We start from the raw sequence: 15774 nt of genomic DNA, 5'->3' as shown, positions 1-15774 counted from the left end.
CTGTGAGGACTCACGTGAGCTCGAAACCTGTCGTACTCATCGCTGAAGAGCTGTCGCCCGCCACCGTCGACGCGCTGGGCCCGGACTTCGAGATCCGGCACTGCAACGGCGCCGACCGCGACGAACTGATTCCCGCCATCGCCGACGTGGACGCGATCCTGGTCCGCTCCGCGACCAAGGTCGACGCGGAGGCCATCGCCGCCGCGAAGAAGCTCCGCGTCGTCGCCCGCGCCGGTGTCGGCCTGGACAACGTCGACGTCTCCGCCGCCACCAAGGCCGGCGTGATGGTCGTGAACGCGCCGACGTCCAACATCGTCACCGCCGCCGAGCTCGCCTGCGGTCTGCTCGTCGCCACCGCCCGCAACATCCCGCAGGCCAACACCGCCCTGAAGAACGGCGAGTGGAAGCGGTCGAAGTACACCGGCGTCGAACTGAGCGAGAAGACCCTCGGCGTCGTCGGCCTCGGCCGCATCGGCGTCCTGGTCGCCCAGCGCATGTCCGCGTTCGGTATGAAGATCGTCGCCTACGACCCCTACGTGCAGCCGGCCCGCGCCGCCCAGATGGGGGTGAAGCTGCTGGCCCTGGACGAGCTCCTGGAGGTCGCCGACTTCATCACCGTCCACCTGCCGAAGACCCCCGAGACCCTCGGTCTCATCGGCGACGAGGCGCTGCACAAGGTCAAGCCGTCCGTCCGGATCGTCAACGCCGCCCGCGGCGGCATCGTCGACGAGGCCGCGCTGTTCTCCGCCCTCAAGGAGGGCCGGGTCGCCGGCGCCGGTCTCGACGTGTACGCGAAGGAGCCCTGCACGGACTCCCCGCTCTTCGAGCTCGACCAGGTCGTCTGCACCCCGCACCTCGGCGCGTCCACGGACGAGGCCCAGGAGAAGGCCGGCATCGCGGTCGCCCGCTCGGTGCGCCTCGCGCTCGCCGGCGAGCTGGTGCCGGACGCGGTCAACGTCCAGGGCGGCGTCATCGCCGAGGACGTCAAGCCGGGCCTCCCGCTCGCCGAGCGCCTCGGCCGGATCTTCACCGCGCTGGCCGGCGAGGTCGCGGTCCGCCTCGACGTCGAGGTGTACGGCGAGATCACCCAGCACGACGTCAAGGTGCTCGAACTCTCCGCGCTCAAGGGCGTGTTCGAGGACGTGGTCGACGAGACCGTGTCGTACGTCAACGCCCCGCTGTTCGCGCAGGAGCGCGGTGTCGAGGTCCGCCTGACGACCTCCAGCGAGTCCCCGGACCACCGCAACGTCGTCACCGTGCGCGGAACGCTCTCGGGCGGCGAGGAGGTCTCGGTCTCCGGCACCCTGGCGGGCCCCAAGCACCTCCAGAAGATCGTCGCCGTCGGCGAGTACGACGTGGACCTGGCGCTCGCCGACCACATGGTCGTCCTGCGCTACGAAGACCGCCCCGGCGTCGTCGGCACGGTCGGCCGGATCCTCGGCGAGGCCGGTCTGAACATCGCGGGCATGCAGGTCTCCCGTACGGAGGAGGGCGGCGAGGCGCTCGTCGTGCTCACCGTCGACGACACGGTCCCGGCGAACGTGCTCGCGGAGATCTCGGAGGAGATCGGCGCCAACTCGGCCCGCTCGGTCAACCTGATCTGACCCCCGCCCGATCGCACGCAGGTCCCCGCACCCGGTGCGCCGGACGATCGTCCCGCACGATCCGTCCGGCCGCCGGGTGCCGTGCTGCCGGGAGACGCGGGGACGGGCCGCTCAGCGCCAGGAGAGGTTCCGCCAGGGGCTGCCCGCGTGCTCCGTCAGGACCCGGTGGGCGGCCACGCTCTCCTCGTGGAAATGGCCGTACTCCTCGCCGTCGAACCGCAGCACCCGACCCAGCGCGTACCCCGCCGAGTACTCCTGCCACGATCCGTACGCCGCGCGGGCCAGCGCCCCCGCGTGGACGATCGCCTGCTCGGCCTCCGGAGGTGCGCAGAAGCGGGCCGACAGGCCCCAGCGGGTCAGGTTCACCGCCCGGCCGTAGTCGTACGCGACGGTCCTGCGCACCCGCCCGTCCGGCGGCAGCAGTCCGTCGGCCCGGAACCGGGACTCGTAGCGCAGGATGCGGCGCACCAGCTCCTCGATGTGCCGCACCGTCGCCGGGCTCGCGCCGAGGTCCTGGGCGTGCCCCGCGGCCGTCTCGCGCCACTCCTCGGCCGAGGGCACGGCGCCGCTCCCCTCGCGCAGCCCCTCGCGGACGCGGAGGGCGAAGTCCGGCTCCGGCGGACTGTTGCGGCCGTCCAGGAGCGCGTCGAGCTGCTTGCGCCAGCCCGCCCTGTCGGTGATGCCCCAGCTGTCGCGGAGCGCTTCGTGTTCGTGGGTGTAGCCCCTGTAGGCGGAGCCGACGTCGTTCCACGGGACGCCGTTGCGGAACGCCAGATGGGCGCCGCACCCGAGGCCGAAGGCGAGCGGGCCGTGCAGGGGCCCGTGCCGCAGCGCGGCGAAGCGGTCGCTCCGCCCCTGCTCCCGCTCGCCGTACGCGCGCAGCCATTCCGCGCGGTGCTCGGGGGTGGCGGGCAGGAGCAGTTGTCCGGGGGTGCCGCCGTTGACGGCGAGGAGCGTCCGGGGGTCGCGCCAGGTGAACTCGGCGGCGTACCGGAGGGTGATGTGGTGGAAGACCCAGTCCGGTTGCCAGGGAGGCAGCATCCCGCGGGTGAGGACCGGCCGGACGAGGAACCCGGCAGGTGTCCGGTGCTCCCGCCAGTAGACCGTCTCCGGCTCGGCGTCCACCTCGGCCCGGGGGGCGCCGACGAACAGCTCGGCCCCGGCGAGGACCCGGATCTGTCCGGCGAGGTCTCCGCGCAGCGCCGCCTCCTGCAGCAGGTGTTCGGTCTCGGACGGCGGGGACCACGGGGCGCCGTGGGGAGCGGGAGGGTGGTGGGGGTTCATGACCATGGGATGTTCCGGTAGGGGCTCGAAGGGTCCTGGGGCCGGCGCGTGCGGGTGTCCGCCGGCGTGGGTGAGCAGCCGCCGGGCGGGCCCGCCGCCGCGGGTGGCCGCCTCCGGGCCTCGTACGGCGTCCGCTCGGTGTGCGTGGGTGGCGCCCAACTCCCCGTGATCATGGGGTGATCCTATAAATCGGCCCGCAGGGCCGGACCGCCGGAGGCTCAGAGCCGGGCCGACTTCAGGGACATGTGCAGCAGGAGGCGGTCCTCGCCGTCGTCCAGGTCCAGGCCGGTGAGCTGCTCGACCCGGGAGAGCCGGTAGTAGAGGGTCTGGCGGTGGATGCCCAGGGCCGCCGCCGCGCGGCCCGCCTGGCCCGCGCTGTCCAGGAACACCTCGGCGGTGCGGGCCAGTTCGGCGTGGGCGGGGGCGATCAGGGGAGCGACCACGGGATCGATCTCGGGGTGGTAGAGCGCCGCGAGCAGGCGGTACGGGCCGATGCCGGCCCACTCCGCGACCGGGCCGAGCGTCGGCTGCGCCGTGGCGGCGCGGGCCGCGGTGTTGGCCTCCCGCCAGGCCGCCGGGAGCTCCGTGAGGCCCCGGCGGGGGTTCGCGATGCCGGCCGGGGCGGCGGCGCGCAGCCGGTCGGCGGCCGTGTGGGCGGGGGAGAGGTCCTCGGCCGTGCGCAGTCGTACGAGGACGGCGAGGGACGCGCCCTCGGGGAGCGTGGCGACCGCCGCCGCGCCGGGGACCGCCCGGATCGCCGGGACCTCGCCCTGCCAGGGGGTCACGCAGACGACGGTGTGCAGACCGTCCGCGCTCGGCCCCAGGGCCACCCGGAGCGCCGCGACGGCCATCTCGCTCTGCCAGCCGCGCCCGGCGGTCAGGACCGCGGCGAACTCGCGCGCCAGGTCGGCGCCCGCCCGCTCCTCGTCCGCGAGGAGGCTCCCGATCCGGGTGGCGACCTCCATGGCCGCCGCGAGCTGCCCGGGCGTGGGGTGCGGCTCGGCGTCGAGCAGCCAGACGTACCCGAGGACGACGCCCCGGTGCCGTACGGGAAGGCAGATCCGGTCCCGGAAGACCCCGGCGTCCGGGGCGGCGGGGATGCGGACCGGAGCCGTCGCCCGGGTGATGCCGAAGCCCTCGAACCAGGCGCGGACCGCCGGGGTGGACTTCCGGGTCAGGATCGAGCGCGTCCGGACGGGGTCCATCGCCTCGTCGTCCTCGCTGTCGTGGGCGCCGAAGGCGATCAGCCCGAAATCGCGGTTCTCCAGCGTCGCCGGAGCCCCGAGCAGCGCGGAGATCTCGTCCACCAGTTCCTGGTAATCGCCCTTCACAGCGCCATTCTCGCACCCGCTTCAGACATCTGTATGAGATGCCGTCCACAGATGCGTGACAGGTGTCGATGGCAGAGGATCGGAGCGATCCTTAGGTTTCACGGTGGTTCTCCGTGCTCTTCCCGGTTCCTTGCGAAAGATCGGGTAAGCACCTTTCGTCACCTGTCCTTCTGGAGGTCCCCGTGCTGGGTCCCGTGATCCTCGCCGCGTCCCGCAGCGACAAGATGCGCCGTTTCGTCTCGGCCGCCCCGGGGACCAAGCAGGTCGTCGACCGGTTCATCGCCGGGGAGACCGTCGACCACGTCATCCCGATCGTCCAGGACCTCACCGGCCGCGGCCTGGAGGTCACCCTCGACGTCGTCGGCGAGGACATCACCACCGTCGAGCAGTCCCACGCCGCGCGCGACGCGTACCTGCAGCTGATCGGCCGCCTCAAGGAGCTGGGCCTCGGCGAGCGCGCCGAGATGTCCGTGAAGCTCTCGATGTTCGGCCAGGCGCTGGAGAACGGGCACGAGCTGGCGCTCGCCAACGTCCGCCCGGTCGTCGAGGCCGCCGCCGAGATCGGCACCACGGTCACCCTGGACGCCGAGGACCACACCACCCTCGACTCGATGTTCGCCATCCACGAGGAGCTGCGGAAGGACTTCCCGCAGACCGGCTGCGTCATCCAGGCGTACCTCTTCCGCACCGAGGGGGACGCCCGCCGCCTCGCCGCGAACGGCTCCCGCGTCCGGATCGTGAAGGGCGCCTACAAGGAGCCCGCCTCCGTCGCCCTCCAGGAGAAGGCCGAGATCGACAAGGCGTACGTCCGGATCATGCGGATCCTCATGGACGGCGAGGGCTACCCGATGATCGGATCCCACGACCCGCGCCTGATCTCCGTCGGCCAGGAGCTCGCCCGCCGCGCCGGGCGCAAACTGGACGAGTACGAGTTCCAGATGCTCTACGGCATCCGCGGCGAGGAGCAGAACCGGCTCGCCGCCGAGGGACACCGGATGCGCGTCTACACCGCGTACGGCACCGACTGGTACGGCTACTTCATGCGCCGCCTCGCGGAGAAGCCGGCCAACCTCCTCTTCTTCGCCCGCTCCATCCTCACCAAGGGCTGAGCCCACCTCTCACAAGGAGTAACGAGACTCATGGACGCTGTCACCCAGGTCCCCGCTCCGGTCAACGAGCCGGTGCACAGCTACGCCCCCGGTTCCGCCGAGCGCGTCCGCCTGGAGGCCAAGCTCAAGGAGCTGGCCGACAACCCGCGCGAGCTGCCGATGACCATCGGCGGGGTCAAGCGCATGGGCGGCGGCGAGCGCTTCGACGTCGTGCAGCCGCACAACCACAAGGCGGTCATCGGCACCTTCGCCGCGGCCACCCAGCAGGACGCCCAGGACGCGATCGACGCCGCCCTGGCCGCCGCTCCGGCCTGGCGCGCCATGTCCTTCGACGACCGCGCCGCGATCATCCTGCGCGCCGCCGAGCTGCTGGCCGGCCCCTGGCGCGAGACGCTGGCCGCCTCCACCATGCTCGGCCAGTCCAAGACGGCCCAGCAGGCGGAGATCGACACCCCCTGCGAGCTCGTCGACTTCTGGCGTTTCAACGTCTCCTACGCCCGCCAGATCCTCGCCGAGCAGCCGCCGGCGAACTCCCCCGGCGTGTGGAACCGGCTGGACCACCGCCCGCTGGAGGGCTTCGTCTACGCGATCACGCCGTTCAACTTCACGGCCATCGCGGGCAACCTGCCCACCGCCCCCGCCCTCATGGGCAACGTCGTGGTCTGGAAGCCGTCCCCCACGCAGACCCACTCCGCCGTGCTCCTCATGGAGCTCCTGGAGGAGGCCGGCCTGCCCAAGGGCGTCATCAACCTGGTGACCGGCGACGGCATCGCCGTCTCCGAGGTGGCCCTGAACCACCGCGACCTGGCCGGCATCCACTTCACCGGCTCGACCAAGACCTTCCAGCACCTGTGGAAGACGGTCGGCAACAACATCGAGACGTACCGCTCCTACCCGCGGATCGTCGGCGAGACCGGTGGCAAGGACTTCGTCGTCGCCCACCCGAGCGCCGACCGCGGCATCCTGAAGACCGCGCTGACCCGCGGCTCCTTCGAGTTCCAGGGGCAGAAGTGCTCCGCGTCCTCGCGCGCCTACGTCCCGGCCTCCCTCTGGAACGACGGCTTCAAGGAGGAGTTCGCGGCCGAGGTCGACGGCATCAAGATGGGTGACGTCACCGACCTGACCAACTTCATCGGCGCCGTGATCGACGAGCGCTCCTTCGCCAAGAACAAGGCCGCGATCGACCGCGCGAAGGCCGACCCGACCTGCACGATCGTCGCCGGTGGCACGTATGACGACTCCGAGGGCTACTTCGTCCGCCCGACCGTCATCGAGTGCTCCGACCCGGAGAACGAGGTCTTCACGACCGAGTACTTCGGCCCGATCCTCGCCGTGCACGTCTACGAGGACGACGCGTACGACGAGATGCTGACCCAGATGGAGTCGGCCTCGGACTACGCGCTGACCGGCGCGGTCATCTCCGGCGACCGCGCCGCCACGGCGTACACGATGGAGAAGCTCCGCTTCGCCGCGGGCAACTTCTACATCAACGACAAGTCGACCGGCGCCGTCGTCGGCCAGCAGCCCTTCGGCGGCGGCCGCGCCTCCGGTACGAACGACAAGGCCGGCGCCCCGCAGAACCTGATGCGCTGGACGCTGACCCGCGCCATCAAGGAGACGCTGGTCCCGCCGACCGAGTACGGCTACCCCCACATGGGCTGACGCCCCCGCACGGGCCGCTGACGGCCCGTCCCCCCGACACCGCCCCCCTCCTCGGTCCCCCAATCGAGGACGGGGGCGGTTCTCATGGGCGGACCGCGCGGGGCCGGGCGGCGGGGAGGCGTGGGGGAGACTGGGACCATGACCGTGACGACCGCCGCCACCCATGAGCTCGGGCCCGCACGGCTGCGGGCCGTACGGCGGATGCTCGACGCCGCCTTCGAGGGCGGCTTCTCCGACGAGGACTTCGACCACGCCCTCGGCGGCGTCCATGCCTGGATCGAGGACGAGCACGGCATCGCCGCGCACGGCAGCGTCGTGATGCGCCGGGTGCTGCACCGGGGCCGTTCGCACCGGGTCGGGTACGTCGAGGGTGTGGGCGTCCGCGCCGACCGGCGGCGGCAGGGGCTGGGCGGTGAGGTCATGGCCCGACTGGAACGGGTCGTCGACGGGGCCTATGCCTTCGGGGCGCTGTCCGCGTCGGACGAGGGCGCGGCGCTCTACCGGGCGCGCGGCTGGGTGCTGTGGGGCGGCCGTATCGAGGTGCTCGGCCCCGGCGGGATCGTCCCGCTGCCGGACGAGGAGGACTCCACCTTCCTGCGCCCGGCCGCCGGCGCCCGCCTGCCGGACCCCGCCGCGCCGCTCACCTTCGACTGGCGCGACGGCGACGTGCTCTGAGAGCGGGAGCCCCCGCCTTCGTCAGCTTCCGGCCTCGGGCGCTCAGCCCTGGCAGCCCTTGGCCGCGTCCCGCTTCAGGCCGATCAGCCCGCCGGCCAGGCCGAACAGCGCGGCGAAGACCACCGTCAACGGCGGCAGATCGAGGGCGCCGAAGAAGACCACCGTCACCATGGCGGCGACCAGCACCGCCCAGACCGCCAGCAGCGCCTTGCCCTTACGGCTGAGGAAGAGCCACCGGCCGGGCCGTGCCGGCAGGGTGTCGAGAGCCCCCGCCGGCCCCTCGCTCGCCGCCTTCGGACGCTTGAAGTAGGCGTAGACGGTCCACTCCCCGCACATCTCCCACCCTTCGGGGGTCAGCCGGTCGAGCGCCTCGGCGCGCCGCTTCCCGCTGATCAGCTCGCGGCGGTACTCCCAGCGCAGGGCGGCGCCGGGCACCCGGCGGCACCGGAACCGGCCGAGCCCGTCCAGGCCCTCGACCTCCCAGCCCTGGTCGCCGTAGTGGGCCAGCAGCCGACGGTCGTTGTAGATGTCGGCCGTCCACAGCCAGGTCTCCGCCCCTCCGTCCGGCTCGGCCGCCGTGGGCGCCGTGCCGCCCAGGCGCGCCGCGAACCGGGCGGCGGGGCCGAACTCCTCCTCCGGCGACGAGCCCGCGTCGGCGAGGTGTCCGCGCAGTTCGGAGACGGTGGCGGTGATCTGCTCCGCCGGGACGCCGGTGGCGCGCAGCGCGGTGGCGAGTTCGTCGAAGTAGGTGTCCGGCTCGGTGTTCATGCGATTCCCCCGGTGTTCAGCGTGGTGCGTACGGCGGTGTGGAAGGTCAGCCAGGCCGCGCTCTCGGCGGCGAGGTGCTCGCGCCCCCGCTCGGTGAGCCGGTAGTAGCGCCGCCCGGGCCCCCGTTCGGCGGCCCGGAACTCGGCGTCGAGGAACCCGGCCTCCTCCAGGCGGTTGAGCACGGGATAGAGCGTCCCGCCCTTGATCTCCCCGAGCCCCGCCTCGGCGAGGGCCTTGGCGATCTCGTACCCGTAACTCTCGCCGTCGGTCAGACGGGAGAGGACGAGCAGGTCGAGGACTCCCTTGAGCCAGCTGGATCTGCGGTCTGCGGCCATGGCTGCATTCCATCACCAGCTAGGTAGGAAAGCAACCTAGCTAGTGACGTCGAGTCATGGGGTCGGCGGGCTCCCGCCGGAGCGCCGCCGTCTCAGATAGTAGGAAGTCCGAGTAATTGTGGAGACAGATGCGGCCGGCTGTCCTAGCTTTGTAGGAGCCGAACGTCTCGCTCCATCGAGCGAATGGCGGTCGTGAGCGCGACGCCCTGTGCAGGCAACCCCTGCGGCGGCGCTCCCCGCCCCCTCCGGCGCCTTCGATCACCACTGATCTCGGATCACCACTGATCTCAAGGAGTCGATCCCTCATGACCACTCAGACCGCCCGTCGCGTCCGCCACTCCGTCGCCCGCCCCCAGGACGAGGCCCGCAAGAACGCCGCCGCCGCCCTCCAGCGCGCCCTCGACCGCCGCGACAACGGCGGCGAGACCGGCCACTGAGGCCCGAGGCGCGACGCGCGCCGTGCGTCCGTATGGTGGACGGCGCGTGTCAGCGACTGGGACGAGGAGTAGGGTGCCGACATGTCTCACAGCATCGATCTCGCAGTCATTCCCGGCGACGGCATCGGCCAGGAGGTCGTGGCCCAGGGCCTCAAGGTCCTCGCCGCCGCGCTCCCGCAGGATGTGAAGCTGGAGACGAAGGAGTACGACTTTGGCGCCAAGCGCTACCACGCGACCGGTGAGACGCTCACCGACGCGGACGCCGAGGCCCTGAAGCAGCACGACGCCATCCTGCTCGGCGCGATCGGCGACCCCTCGGTCCCGTCCGGCGTGCTGGAGCGCGGCTTCCTGCTGAAGCTCCGCTTCCTCTTCGACCACCACGTCAACCTGCGTCCCTCGAAGCTGCTCCCCGGCGTGTCGACCCCGCTCAAGGGCCAGCCCGAGATCGATTTCGTGGTGGTCCGCGAGGGCACCGAGGGTCCGTACACCGGCAACGGCGGCTCCATCCGGACCGGCACGCCGCACGAGGTCGCCACCGAGGTCTCCGTGAACACGGCCTTCGGCGTCGAGCGCGTGGTCCGCGACGCCTTCGCCCGCGCCCAGGCCCGCCCGCGCAAGAAGCTGACGCTGGTCCACAAGAACAACGTCCTGGCGTACGCCGGTCACCTCTGGACCAACATCTTCACCAAGGTGGCCGAGGAGTTCCCCGAGGTCACCACCGACTATCTGCACGTGGACGCGGCGACGATCTTCCTCGTCACCCAGCCCGAGCGGTTCGACGTGATCGTCACCGACAACCTCTTCGGCGACATCATCACCGACCTCGCCGCGGCCGTCTCCGGCGGCATCGGCGTCGCCGCCTCCGGCAACATCAACCCCAGCGGCGAGTTCCCGTCCATGTTCGAGCCGGTCCACGGCTCCGCGCCGGACATCGCCGGCCAGGGCAAGGCGGACCCGACGGCCACCGTCCTCTCCGTCGCACTGCTCCTGCGTCACCTCGGCCACGAGACCGAGGCCGGCCGCATCGAGGACGCGGTCGCCGCCGATCTGACCGAGCGCGGTGACTCCGTCCGTACGACCGAGGAGATCGGCGACGCGCTCGCGGTACGCGTAGCGCGCTGACCCGCCGACTGATCACCTCCCAGCCGCCGGGTCGCCCTTCGCGCCCGGCGGCCGGCGTCTTCCGCGGTCCCCGGGTGCCCCCTCTCACATCCCGGACCGCGCGCACACCGTTTCCCGCACCGCCTCCCACGGGCGATAATCGAACGTGGGGCCGCGGCATGCGGGCAAGCTCGGACGTCCTAGCAGAGCACTGGTAGCGGCGTCGGCGCGGTCCGTCACACACAACCGGTGAAGGACACGCACTGATGACGACGCCCACGATCGAGCTCAAGCCCTCCTCCAGCCCGCTGTCCGAAGCGGAGCGGGAGGCGATCCTGACCAACCCCGGGTTCGGCCGCCACTTCACCGACCACATGGTGACGATCCGCTGGACCGAGGGCCGCGGCTGGCACGACGGCCAGCTCGTGCCGTACGGCCCGCTCTCCCTCGACCCCGCCACGAACGTCCTGCACTACGCCCAGGAGATCTTCGAGGGCCTGAAGGCGTACCGCAGGCCCGACGGCACCGTCGCCAGCTTCCGTCCCGACGCCAACGCCCGGCGCTTCCAGGCGTCCGCCCGCCGTCTCGCCATGCCCGAACTGCCCGTCGAGACCTTCATCGAGGCCTGTGACCTGCTCGTCCAGCAGGACAAGGCATGGGTCCCGGCGCACGGCGGCGAGGAGTCGCTCTACCTCCGCCCCTTCATGATCGCGACCGAGGTCGGCCTCGGCGTCCGCCCGGCCAACGAGTACCTCTTCGTCGTCATCGCCTCGCCCGCCGGCCCGTACTTCCCCGGCGGCGTGAAGCCCGTCTCCATCTGGCTCTCCGAGGACCGCGTCCGCGCCGTCCCCGGCGGCGTCGGCGACGCCAAGACCGGCGGCAACTACGCGGCCTCCCTGCTCGCGCAGGCCGAGGCGGCGCAGAAGGGCTGCGACCAGGTCGCCTACCTCGACGCCGTCGAGCACAAGTGGGTCGAGGAGCTGGGCGGCATGAACCTGTGCTTCGTGTACGGGAACCGGATCGTCACCCCCACGCTCACCGGCTCCCTGCTCGCCGGCATCACCCGTGACTCCCTCCTCCAGCTCGCCAAGGACCTCGGCTACGAGGCCGAGGAGGGCCGGGTCTCCATCGACCAGTGGCACGCCGACTCCGAGAACGGCAGCCTCACCGAGGTCTTCGCCTGCGGCACGGCCGCGGTGATCACCCCGGTCGGCACGGTCAAGGCGGCCCGCGGCGAGTGGCGGCAGTCGGACGGCCGGCCGGGCGAGGTGACGATGCGTCTGCGCGACGCGCTGCTCGCCATCCAGACCGGCAGGACCGAGGACGTCCACGGCTGGACGCACCAGCTCGGCTGACACCACCGGGAGTGTGTGCGAAGGGGCGCCCCGCCGTCGGGGCGCCCCTTCGTCGTTCCGTACGCCGGACCCGGGCGGCCCGCGCGTCGACCGGGTGTACGCCCGCCGGGGGTCGGGGGGCTTCCGGTCGGGGGCCTCCGGTCGGGAGGCTTTCGGTCGGGAGGCTTCCGGCCGGGTGCCGGCCCGTCAGGAGACGGCGACCTCCGCCTCCGCCTCCGTTACCGGCGCCCCCGCCGTCCTCGGTGTGAGCGCCGCGTAGAGCAGGCCGCCCACCGCGCCCGACAGCACGAAGCTGCAGTCGACCCCGCCGGTCAGGGCGAGCAGCGGCCCTTCGTAGAGCGGGGTGGACACCGCCGCGAGTCCCACGCCGGCGCCGAGCGCCCAGGAGGCGACGGCCCGCGGGTGCCAGCCGGCCGAGAACCAGTACGCTCCGCCGCGCGCCCGCCGGTTGTAGACCTGGAGCGCCTCCGGGTCGTACGCCCCGCCGCAGCGCCGGTGCCCGATCAGCGTGATCACCGCCCACGGCGTGCCGATGGCGGTGAGCAGCAGCACGAACGACGTCATGGCCGTCTGCGCGTCGGAGGCGAAGTGGCCGAGGAAGACGAAGGCCGTCGCCACCGCCGCGACCACCAGCGTCGCCCGCGCCCGGGTGGTGCGCGGCAGGATCGCGTCCAGGTCGAGGCCCATCGAGTACAGCATGAGCCCGGCGTTGCCGACCGAGCCGGCCGTCGCCGCGAGGAGCAGCGGGACGAGGTACCAGACCGGGGAGGCGTCGACGAGCGGCCCGGCGTAGTCGAGGGCGCCGCGCGCCGCCAGGGCCGTGTACGTACCGAAGAGCTGGGGGATCAGCAGGCCGGCGAGGAGACCGAGACAGGTGGTGCGCCAGACGGTCCGCGCGCCGTACCGGGCGGGGGAGACGTAGCGGGTGTAGTCGCCCAGGAGCGTGATGAACGCGACCGGTCCGCTCAGTCCGGCGGCGACGGCGGCCAGCGCCCAGGTCGGCCAGAACGAGCCGAGGAGGTACGGGGTGTCCGGCACCGCGGCGGCCGTGGCATCGCCGGCGTAGGCCGCCACGCCGAGCGCGAGGAGCACGATCATGCCGATCGCGAGCGCCTTGCTGAGCTGGAGCAGCAGCCGGTAGCCGTACACGGCGGCGACGACCGTGCAGGCGGCGAGCAGGGCGTAGACGGCGGCGTGGGTGGCGCCGCCGGTCGGCAGCCCGGTCAGCCGGGCGAGCGTGCCGACCATCACGTCCCCGCCGATCCACAGGGTCAGCGCCGTGTAGCCGAGCGAGAGCAGCAGGCCGACCACCGAGCCGACGAGCCGTCCGCGCACGCCGAAGAAGGCGCCGCTGGAGGTGGAGAGGTTGGTCGCGGTGCGCAGCGAGACGAGCGCGAGCGGGGCGGTGAAGGCGACGCCGACGAGGGTGCCGGCGACGACGGAGGTCACCGACGCCCACAGGCCGAGGCCGAAGGAGACGGGCAGCCATCCGAAGACGATGACGCCGAGGCAGAGGTTCGAGCCGAGCAGGATCGACAGGAGGTCACGGGGGCCGCTGGTGCGTTCCGCCTCGGGGATGGTGTCGACTCCGCGCTGTTCGATCGGCATGGGGCTCCCTGCGGGGGCTAGAGTCCGGACGAGGTTTTTGAGCGACGCTCAATGTGACCTATGCGGACCGGCTCCGTCAATGCTTGGAACCGGCGGATTCTCAGTTTAGAGTGTCACTCAAACAGGAGGTGTTTCTGACGTGCGACTGACCCCCACGGAACGCGACCGGCTGCTGCTCTTCGGCGCCGCCGAGCTCGCCCGGGCCCGCCGGGCCCGGGGCCTGCGGCTCAATGTGCCGGAGGCGACCGCCCTCATCGCGGACACCGTCTGCGAGGCGGCCCGCGACGGCAGGCGGCTCGCCGAGGCGATCGCCGCCGCCCGGTCCGTCCTCGGCCCGGACGACGTGCTGCCGGGGGTGGCCGATGTCGTCACCGAAGTGCATGTCGAGGCCGTTTTCGACGACGGCTCGCGGCTGGCGGTCGTCTCCGACCCGATCGGCGGCGGCGCGCTCGGCGAGGCGGCCCCCGGCGCCCTGCTGCCGGCCCCGGCCCACGCCGAGGAGCCGCCCGCGCTCACCCTGACCGTCCGCAACACCGCGGCCGTCCCCGTCAGCGTCACCTCCCACTTCCACTTCTTCGAGGCCAACCCCCGGCTCGACTTCGACCGCGCCGCCGCCTACGGCATGCGGCTCGCCGTCCCCGCCGGCTCCTCGTTCCGCTTCGACCCGGGCGGCGCGGCCGAGGTCGGCCTCGTCCCCATCGGCGGCGCCCGCGTCGCCATCGGGTTCGCGGGCCTGGTCGACGGCCCGCTGGACGGACCCGGCGCGAAGGAAGAGGCCCTGCGGCGCGCGGCGGCCTGTGGCTACCTGGGAGCGGAGGCGTGATGGACCCCTACGAGTACGCGTCGGTGCACGGACCCCGCACGGGCGACCGGGTCGTCCTGGGCGACTCCGGCCTCGTCGTCCGGGTCGAGTCGGACGCCCAGAAGCCGGGCGACGAGTTCCTCGCCGGCTTCGGCAAGACCGCCCGCGACGGACTGCACCTCAAGGCCGCGGCCGTACGCGACACCTGCGACGTGGTGATCAGCAACGTCCTCGTGATCGACGCCGTCCAGGGCATCCGCAAGGTGTCCATCGGCATCCGCGAGGGCCGGATCCACGCCATCGGGCGGGCCGGCAACCCGGACACCCTCGACGGCGTCGACGTCGTCGTCGGCACGGGCACCTCCATCGTCTCCGGCGAGGGCCTCATCGCCACCGCCGGAGCCATCGACACCCATGTCCACCTCCTCTCGCCGCGGATCATGGAGGCCTCCCTCTCCTCCGGTGTCACCACCGTCATCGGGCAGGAGTTCGGCCCCGTCTGGGGCGTCGGCGTCAACTCGCCGTGGGCCCTCAAGCACGCCTTCAACGCCTTCGACGCCTGGCCCGTCAACATCGGCTTCCTCGCCCGCGGCTCCTCCTCCGACCCCGCCCCGCTGGTCGAGGCGCTCGCCGAGGGCGGCGCCTCCGGCTTCAAGGTCCACGAGGACATGGGCGCGCACACCCGCGCCCTGGACACCGCCCTGCGGGTCGCCGAGGAGCACGACGTCCAGGTCGCCCTGCACAGCGACGGCCTCAACGAGTGCCTCTCGGTCGAGGACACCCTGCGCGTCCTGGACGGCCGGACGATCCACGCCTTCCACATCGAGGGCTGCGGCGGCGGGCACGTCCCGAACGTGCTGAAGATGGCGGGCGTGCCGAACGTCATCGGCTCGTCCACCAACCCCACGCTGCCCTTCGGCCGCGACGCGGTCGCCGAGCACTACGGGATGATCGTCTCCGTCCACGACCTGAAGACCGACCTCCCGGGCGACGCCGCCATGGCGCGCGACCGGATCCGGGCCGGGACGATGGGGGCGGAGGACGTCCTGCACGACCTCGGCGCGATCGGGATCACCTCCTCCGACGCGCAGGGGATGGGAAGGGCCGGCGAGACCGTACGCCGGACCTTCGCCATGGCCGGGAAGATGAAGGCCGAGCTGGGCCCGCTGGAGGGCGACGGCGCGCACGACGACAACGCGCGCGTGCTGCGCTACATGGCCAAGCTGACCGTCAACCCGGCGATCGCCCACGGCCTCGCCCACGAGATCGGCTCGATCGAGGTCGGCAAGATGGCGGACATCGTGCTGTGGCGGCCGGAGTTCTTCGGCGCCAAGCCGCAGCTCGTCCTGAAGTCCGGCTTCCCCGCGTGGGGGGTCGTGGGCGATCCCAACGCCGCCACGGACACCTGCGAGCCGCTCGTCCTCGGACCGCTGTTCGGAGCCCACGGAGCGACCCCGGCCGACATCTCGGTCGCCTTCGTCGCCCAGGCGGCCGTCGATCTCGGCTCCGACGCGATGCCGACCCGCCGCCGCCGGGTGGCCGTCCGCGGCACGCGCGGCATCGGCCCCGGCGACCTGCTCCTCAACTCCCGTATCGGGGACGTCGCGGTCGACGGCCGGACGGGTCTGGTGTCGCTGGACGGCGACCCGATCCGCTCCGAACCGGCCGAGTCCATCTCCCTCAACCGTCTCTACTTCCTCTGA

Annotated in this window: 14 protein-coding genes; 9 read left to right on the top strand and 5 right to left on the bottom strand. The window is 72.3% G+C overall.

Annotated elements, in window-relative coordinates:
• Positions 1-14 precede the first annotated feature (14 nt).
• Positions 15-1604 carry a phosphoglycerate dehydrogenase gene (gene serA, locus ACFZBD_RS11215; protein ID WP_391138977.1) on the top strand — a complete coding sequence of 530 codons (1590 nt, stop codon included), beginning with the start codon at positions 15-17 and terminating at the stop codon, positions 1602-1604.
• A gap of 111 nt (positions 1605-1715) precedes the next feature.
• Here serA and ACFZBD_RS11210 read toward each other — a convergent pair whose 3' ends face one another.
• Both ACFZBD_RS11210 and ACFZBD_RS11205 read right to left on the bottom strand, forming a co-directional pair.
• Positions 1716-2894 (bottom strand): DUF1266 domain-containing protein, encoded by a 1179-nt coding sequence (locus ACFZBD_RS11210; RefSeq protein WP_391138975.1) that lies wholly within the window; start codon positions 2892-2894, stop codon positions 1716-1718.
• 212 nt (positions 2895-3106) lie between these two features.
• A complete protein-coding gene (locus ACFZBD_RS11205) occupies positions 3107-4219 on the bottom strand; it encodes a helix-turn-helix domain-containing protein (protein ID WP_391138973.1) in 1113 nt (370 codons plus the stop codon).
• A 182-nt stretch (positions 4220-4401) separates the two neighbouring features.
• Between ACFZBD_RS11205 and ACFZBD_RS11200 the strand changes: the two genes are divergently transcribed.
• From ACFZBD_RS11200 to ACFZBD_RS11190, 3 genes are all read left to right on the top strand, one after another.
• Positions 4402-5328 (top strand): proline dehydrogenase family protein, encoded by a 927-nt coding sequence (locus tag ACFZBD_RS11200; RefSeq protein WP_391138971.1) that lies wholly within the window; start codon positions 4402-4404, stop codon positions 5326-5328.
• A 30-nt stretch (positions 5329-5358) separates the two neighbouring features.
• Positions 5359-6990 (top strand): L-glutamate gamma-semialdehyde dehydrogenase, encoded by a 1632-nt coding sequence (pruA, locus tag ACFZBD_RS11195; protein ID WP_391138969.1) that lies wholly within the window; start codon positions 5359-5361, stop codon positions 6988-6990.
• Positions 6991-7128: 138 nt separating this feature from the next.
• On the top strand, positions 7129-7665 hold the full coding sequence (locus ACFZBD_RS11190; protein ID WP_391138967.1) for a GNAT family N-acetyltransferase: 537 nt from the start codon (positions 7129-7131) through the stop codon (positions 7663-7665).
• A 42-nt stretch (positions 7666-7707) separates the two neighbouring features.
• Here the strand turns inward: ACFZBD_RS11190 and ACFZBD_RS11185 are convergent, their stop codons facing one another.
• Together ACFZBD_RS11185 and ACFZBD_RS11180 are read right to left on the bottom strand one after the other, a co-directional pair.
• A complete protein-coding gene (locus ACFZBD_RS11185; RefSeq protein WP_391138965.1) occupies positions 7708-8433 on the bottom strand; it encodes a hypothetical protein in 726 nt (241 codons plus the stop codon).
• Positions 8430-8768: a helix-turn-helix transcriptional regulator gene (locus ACFZBD_RS11180; RefSeq protein WP_391138963.1), complete on the bottom strand. Its 339-nt coding sequence runs from the start codon at positions 8766-8768 to the stop codon at positions 8430-8432. Before ACFZBD_RS11180 ends, ACFZBD_RS11185 begins: the two co-directional genes overlap by 4 nt.
• A gap of 305 nt (positions 8769-9073) precedes the next feature.
• On the opposite strand from ACFZBD_RS11180, the gene ACFZBD_RS11175 reads away from it, so the two are divergent.
• The 3 genes from ACFZBD_RS11175 to ACFZBD_RS11165 all read left to right on the top strand — a co-directional run bounded on the left by ACFZBD_RS11175 (position 9074) and on the right by ACFZBD_RS11165 (position 11661).
• The gene (locus ACFZBD_RS11175; protein WP_391138961.1) at positions 9074-9205 is read left to right on the top strand and encodes a hypothetical protein; all 132 of its coding nucleotides are present in this window, start codon (positions 9074-9076) and stop codon (positions 9203-9205) included.
• Between the two features lie 81 nt (positions 9206-9286).
• Positions 9287-10327 carry a 3-isopropylmalate dehydrogenase gene (locus tag ACFZBD_RS11170; RefSeq protein WP_391138959.1) on the top strand — a complete coding sequence of 347 codons (1041 nt, stop codon included), beginning with the start codon at positions 9287-9289 and terminating at the stop codon, positions 10325-10327.
• Between the two features lie 245 nt (positions 10328-10572).
• Positions 10573-11661: a branched-chain amino acid aminotransferase gene (locus ACFZBD_RS11165; RefSeq protein WP_391138957.1), complete on the top strand. Its 1089-nt coding sequence runs from the start codon at positions 10573-10575 to the stop codon at positions 11659-11661.
• A gap of 186 nt (positions 11662-11847) precedes the next feature.
• Here the strand turns inward: ACFZBD_RS11165 and ACFZBD_RS11160 are convergent, their stop codons facing one another.
• The gene (locus tag ACFZBD_RS11160) at positions 11848-13269 is read right to left on the bottom strand and encodes a cytosine permease (protein ID WP_391138955.1); all 1422 of its coding nucleotides are present in this window, start codon (positions 13267-13269) and stop codon (positions 11848-11850) included.
• Positions 13270-13408: 139 nt separating this feature from the next.
• On the opposite strand from ACFZBD_RS11160, the gene ureA reads away from it, so the two are divergent.
• Positions 13409-14092 carry an urease subunit gamma gene (gene ureA, locus ACFZBD_RS11155; protein WP_391138953.1) on the top strand — a complete coding sequence of 228 codons (684 nt, stop codon included), beginning with the start codon at positions 13409-13411 and terminating at the stop codon, positions 14090-14092.
• Complete coding sequence (locus ACFZBD_RS11150) at positions 14092-15774, top strand: urease subunit alpha (protein ID WP_391139657.1); 1683 nt, start codon at positions 14092-14094, stop codon at positions 15772-15774. The genes ureA and ACFZBD_RS11150 overlap by 1 nt, the downstream gene beginning before the upstream one ends.

Origin of the sequence: Streptomyces sp. NPDC008121, from assembly GCF_042957155.1 — a bacterium.
Lineage (GTDB): Bacteria > Actinomycetota > Actinomycetes > Streptomycetales > Streptomycetaceae > Streptomyces.
Note: the sequence above shows the minus strand (reverse complement) of the source record. Positions and strands in the feature narration are given on the sequence as shown.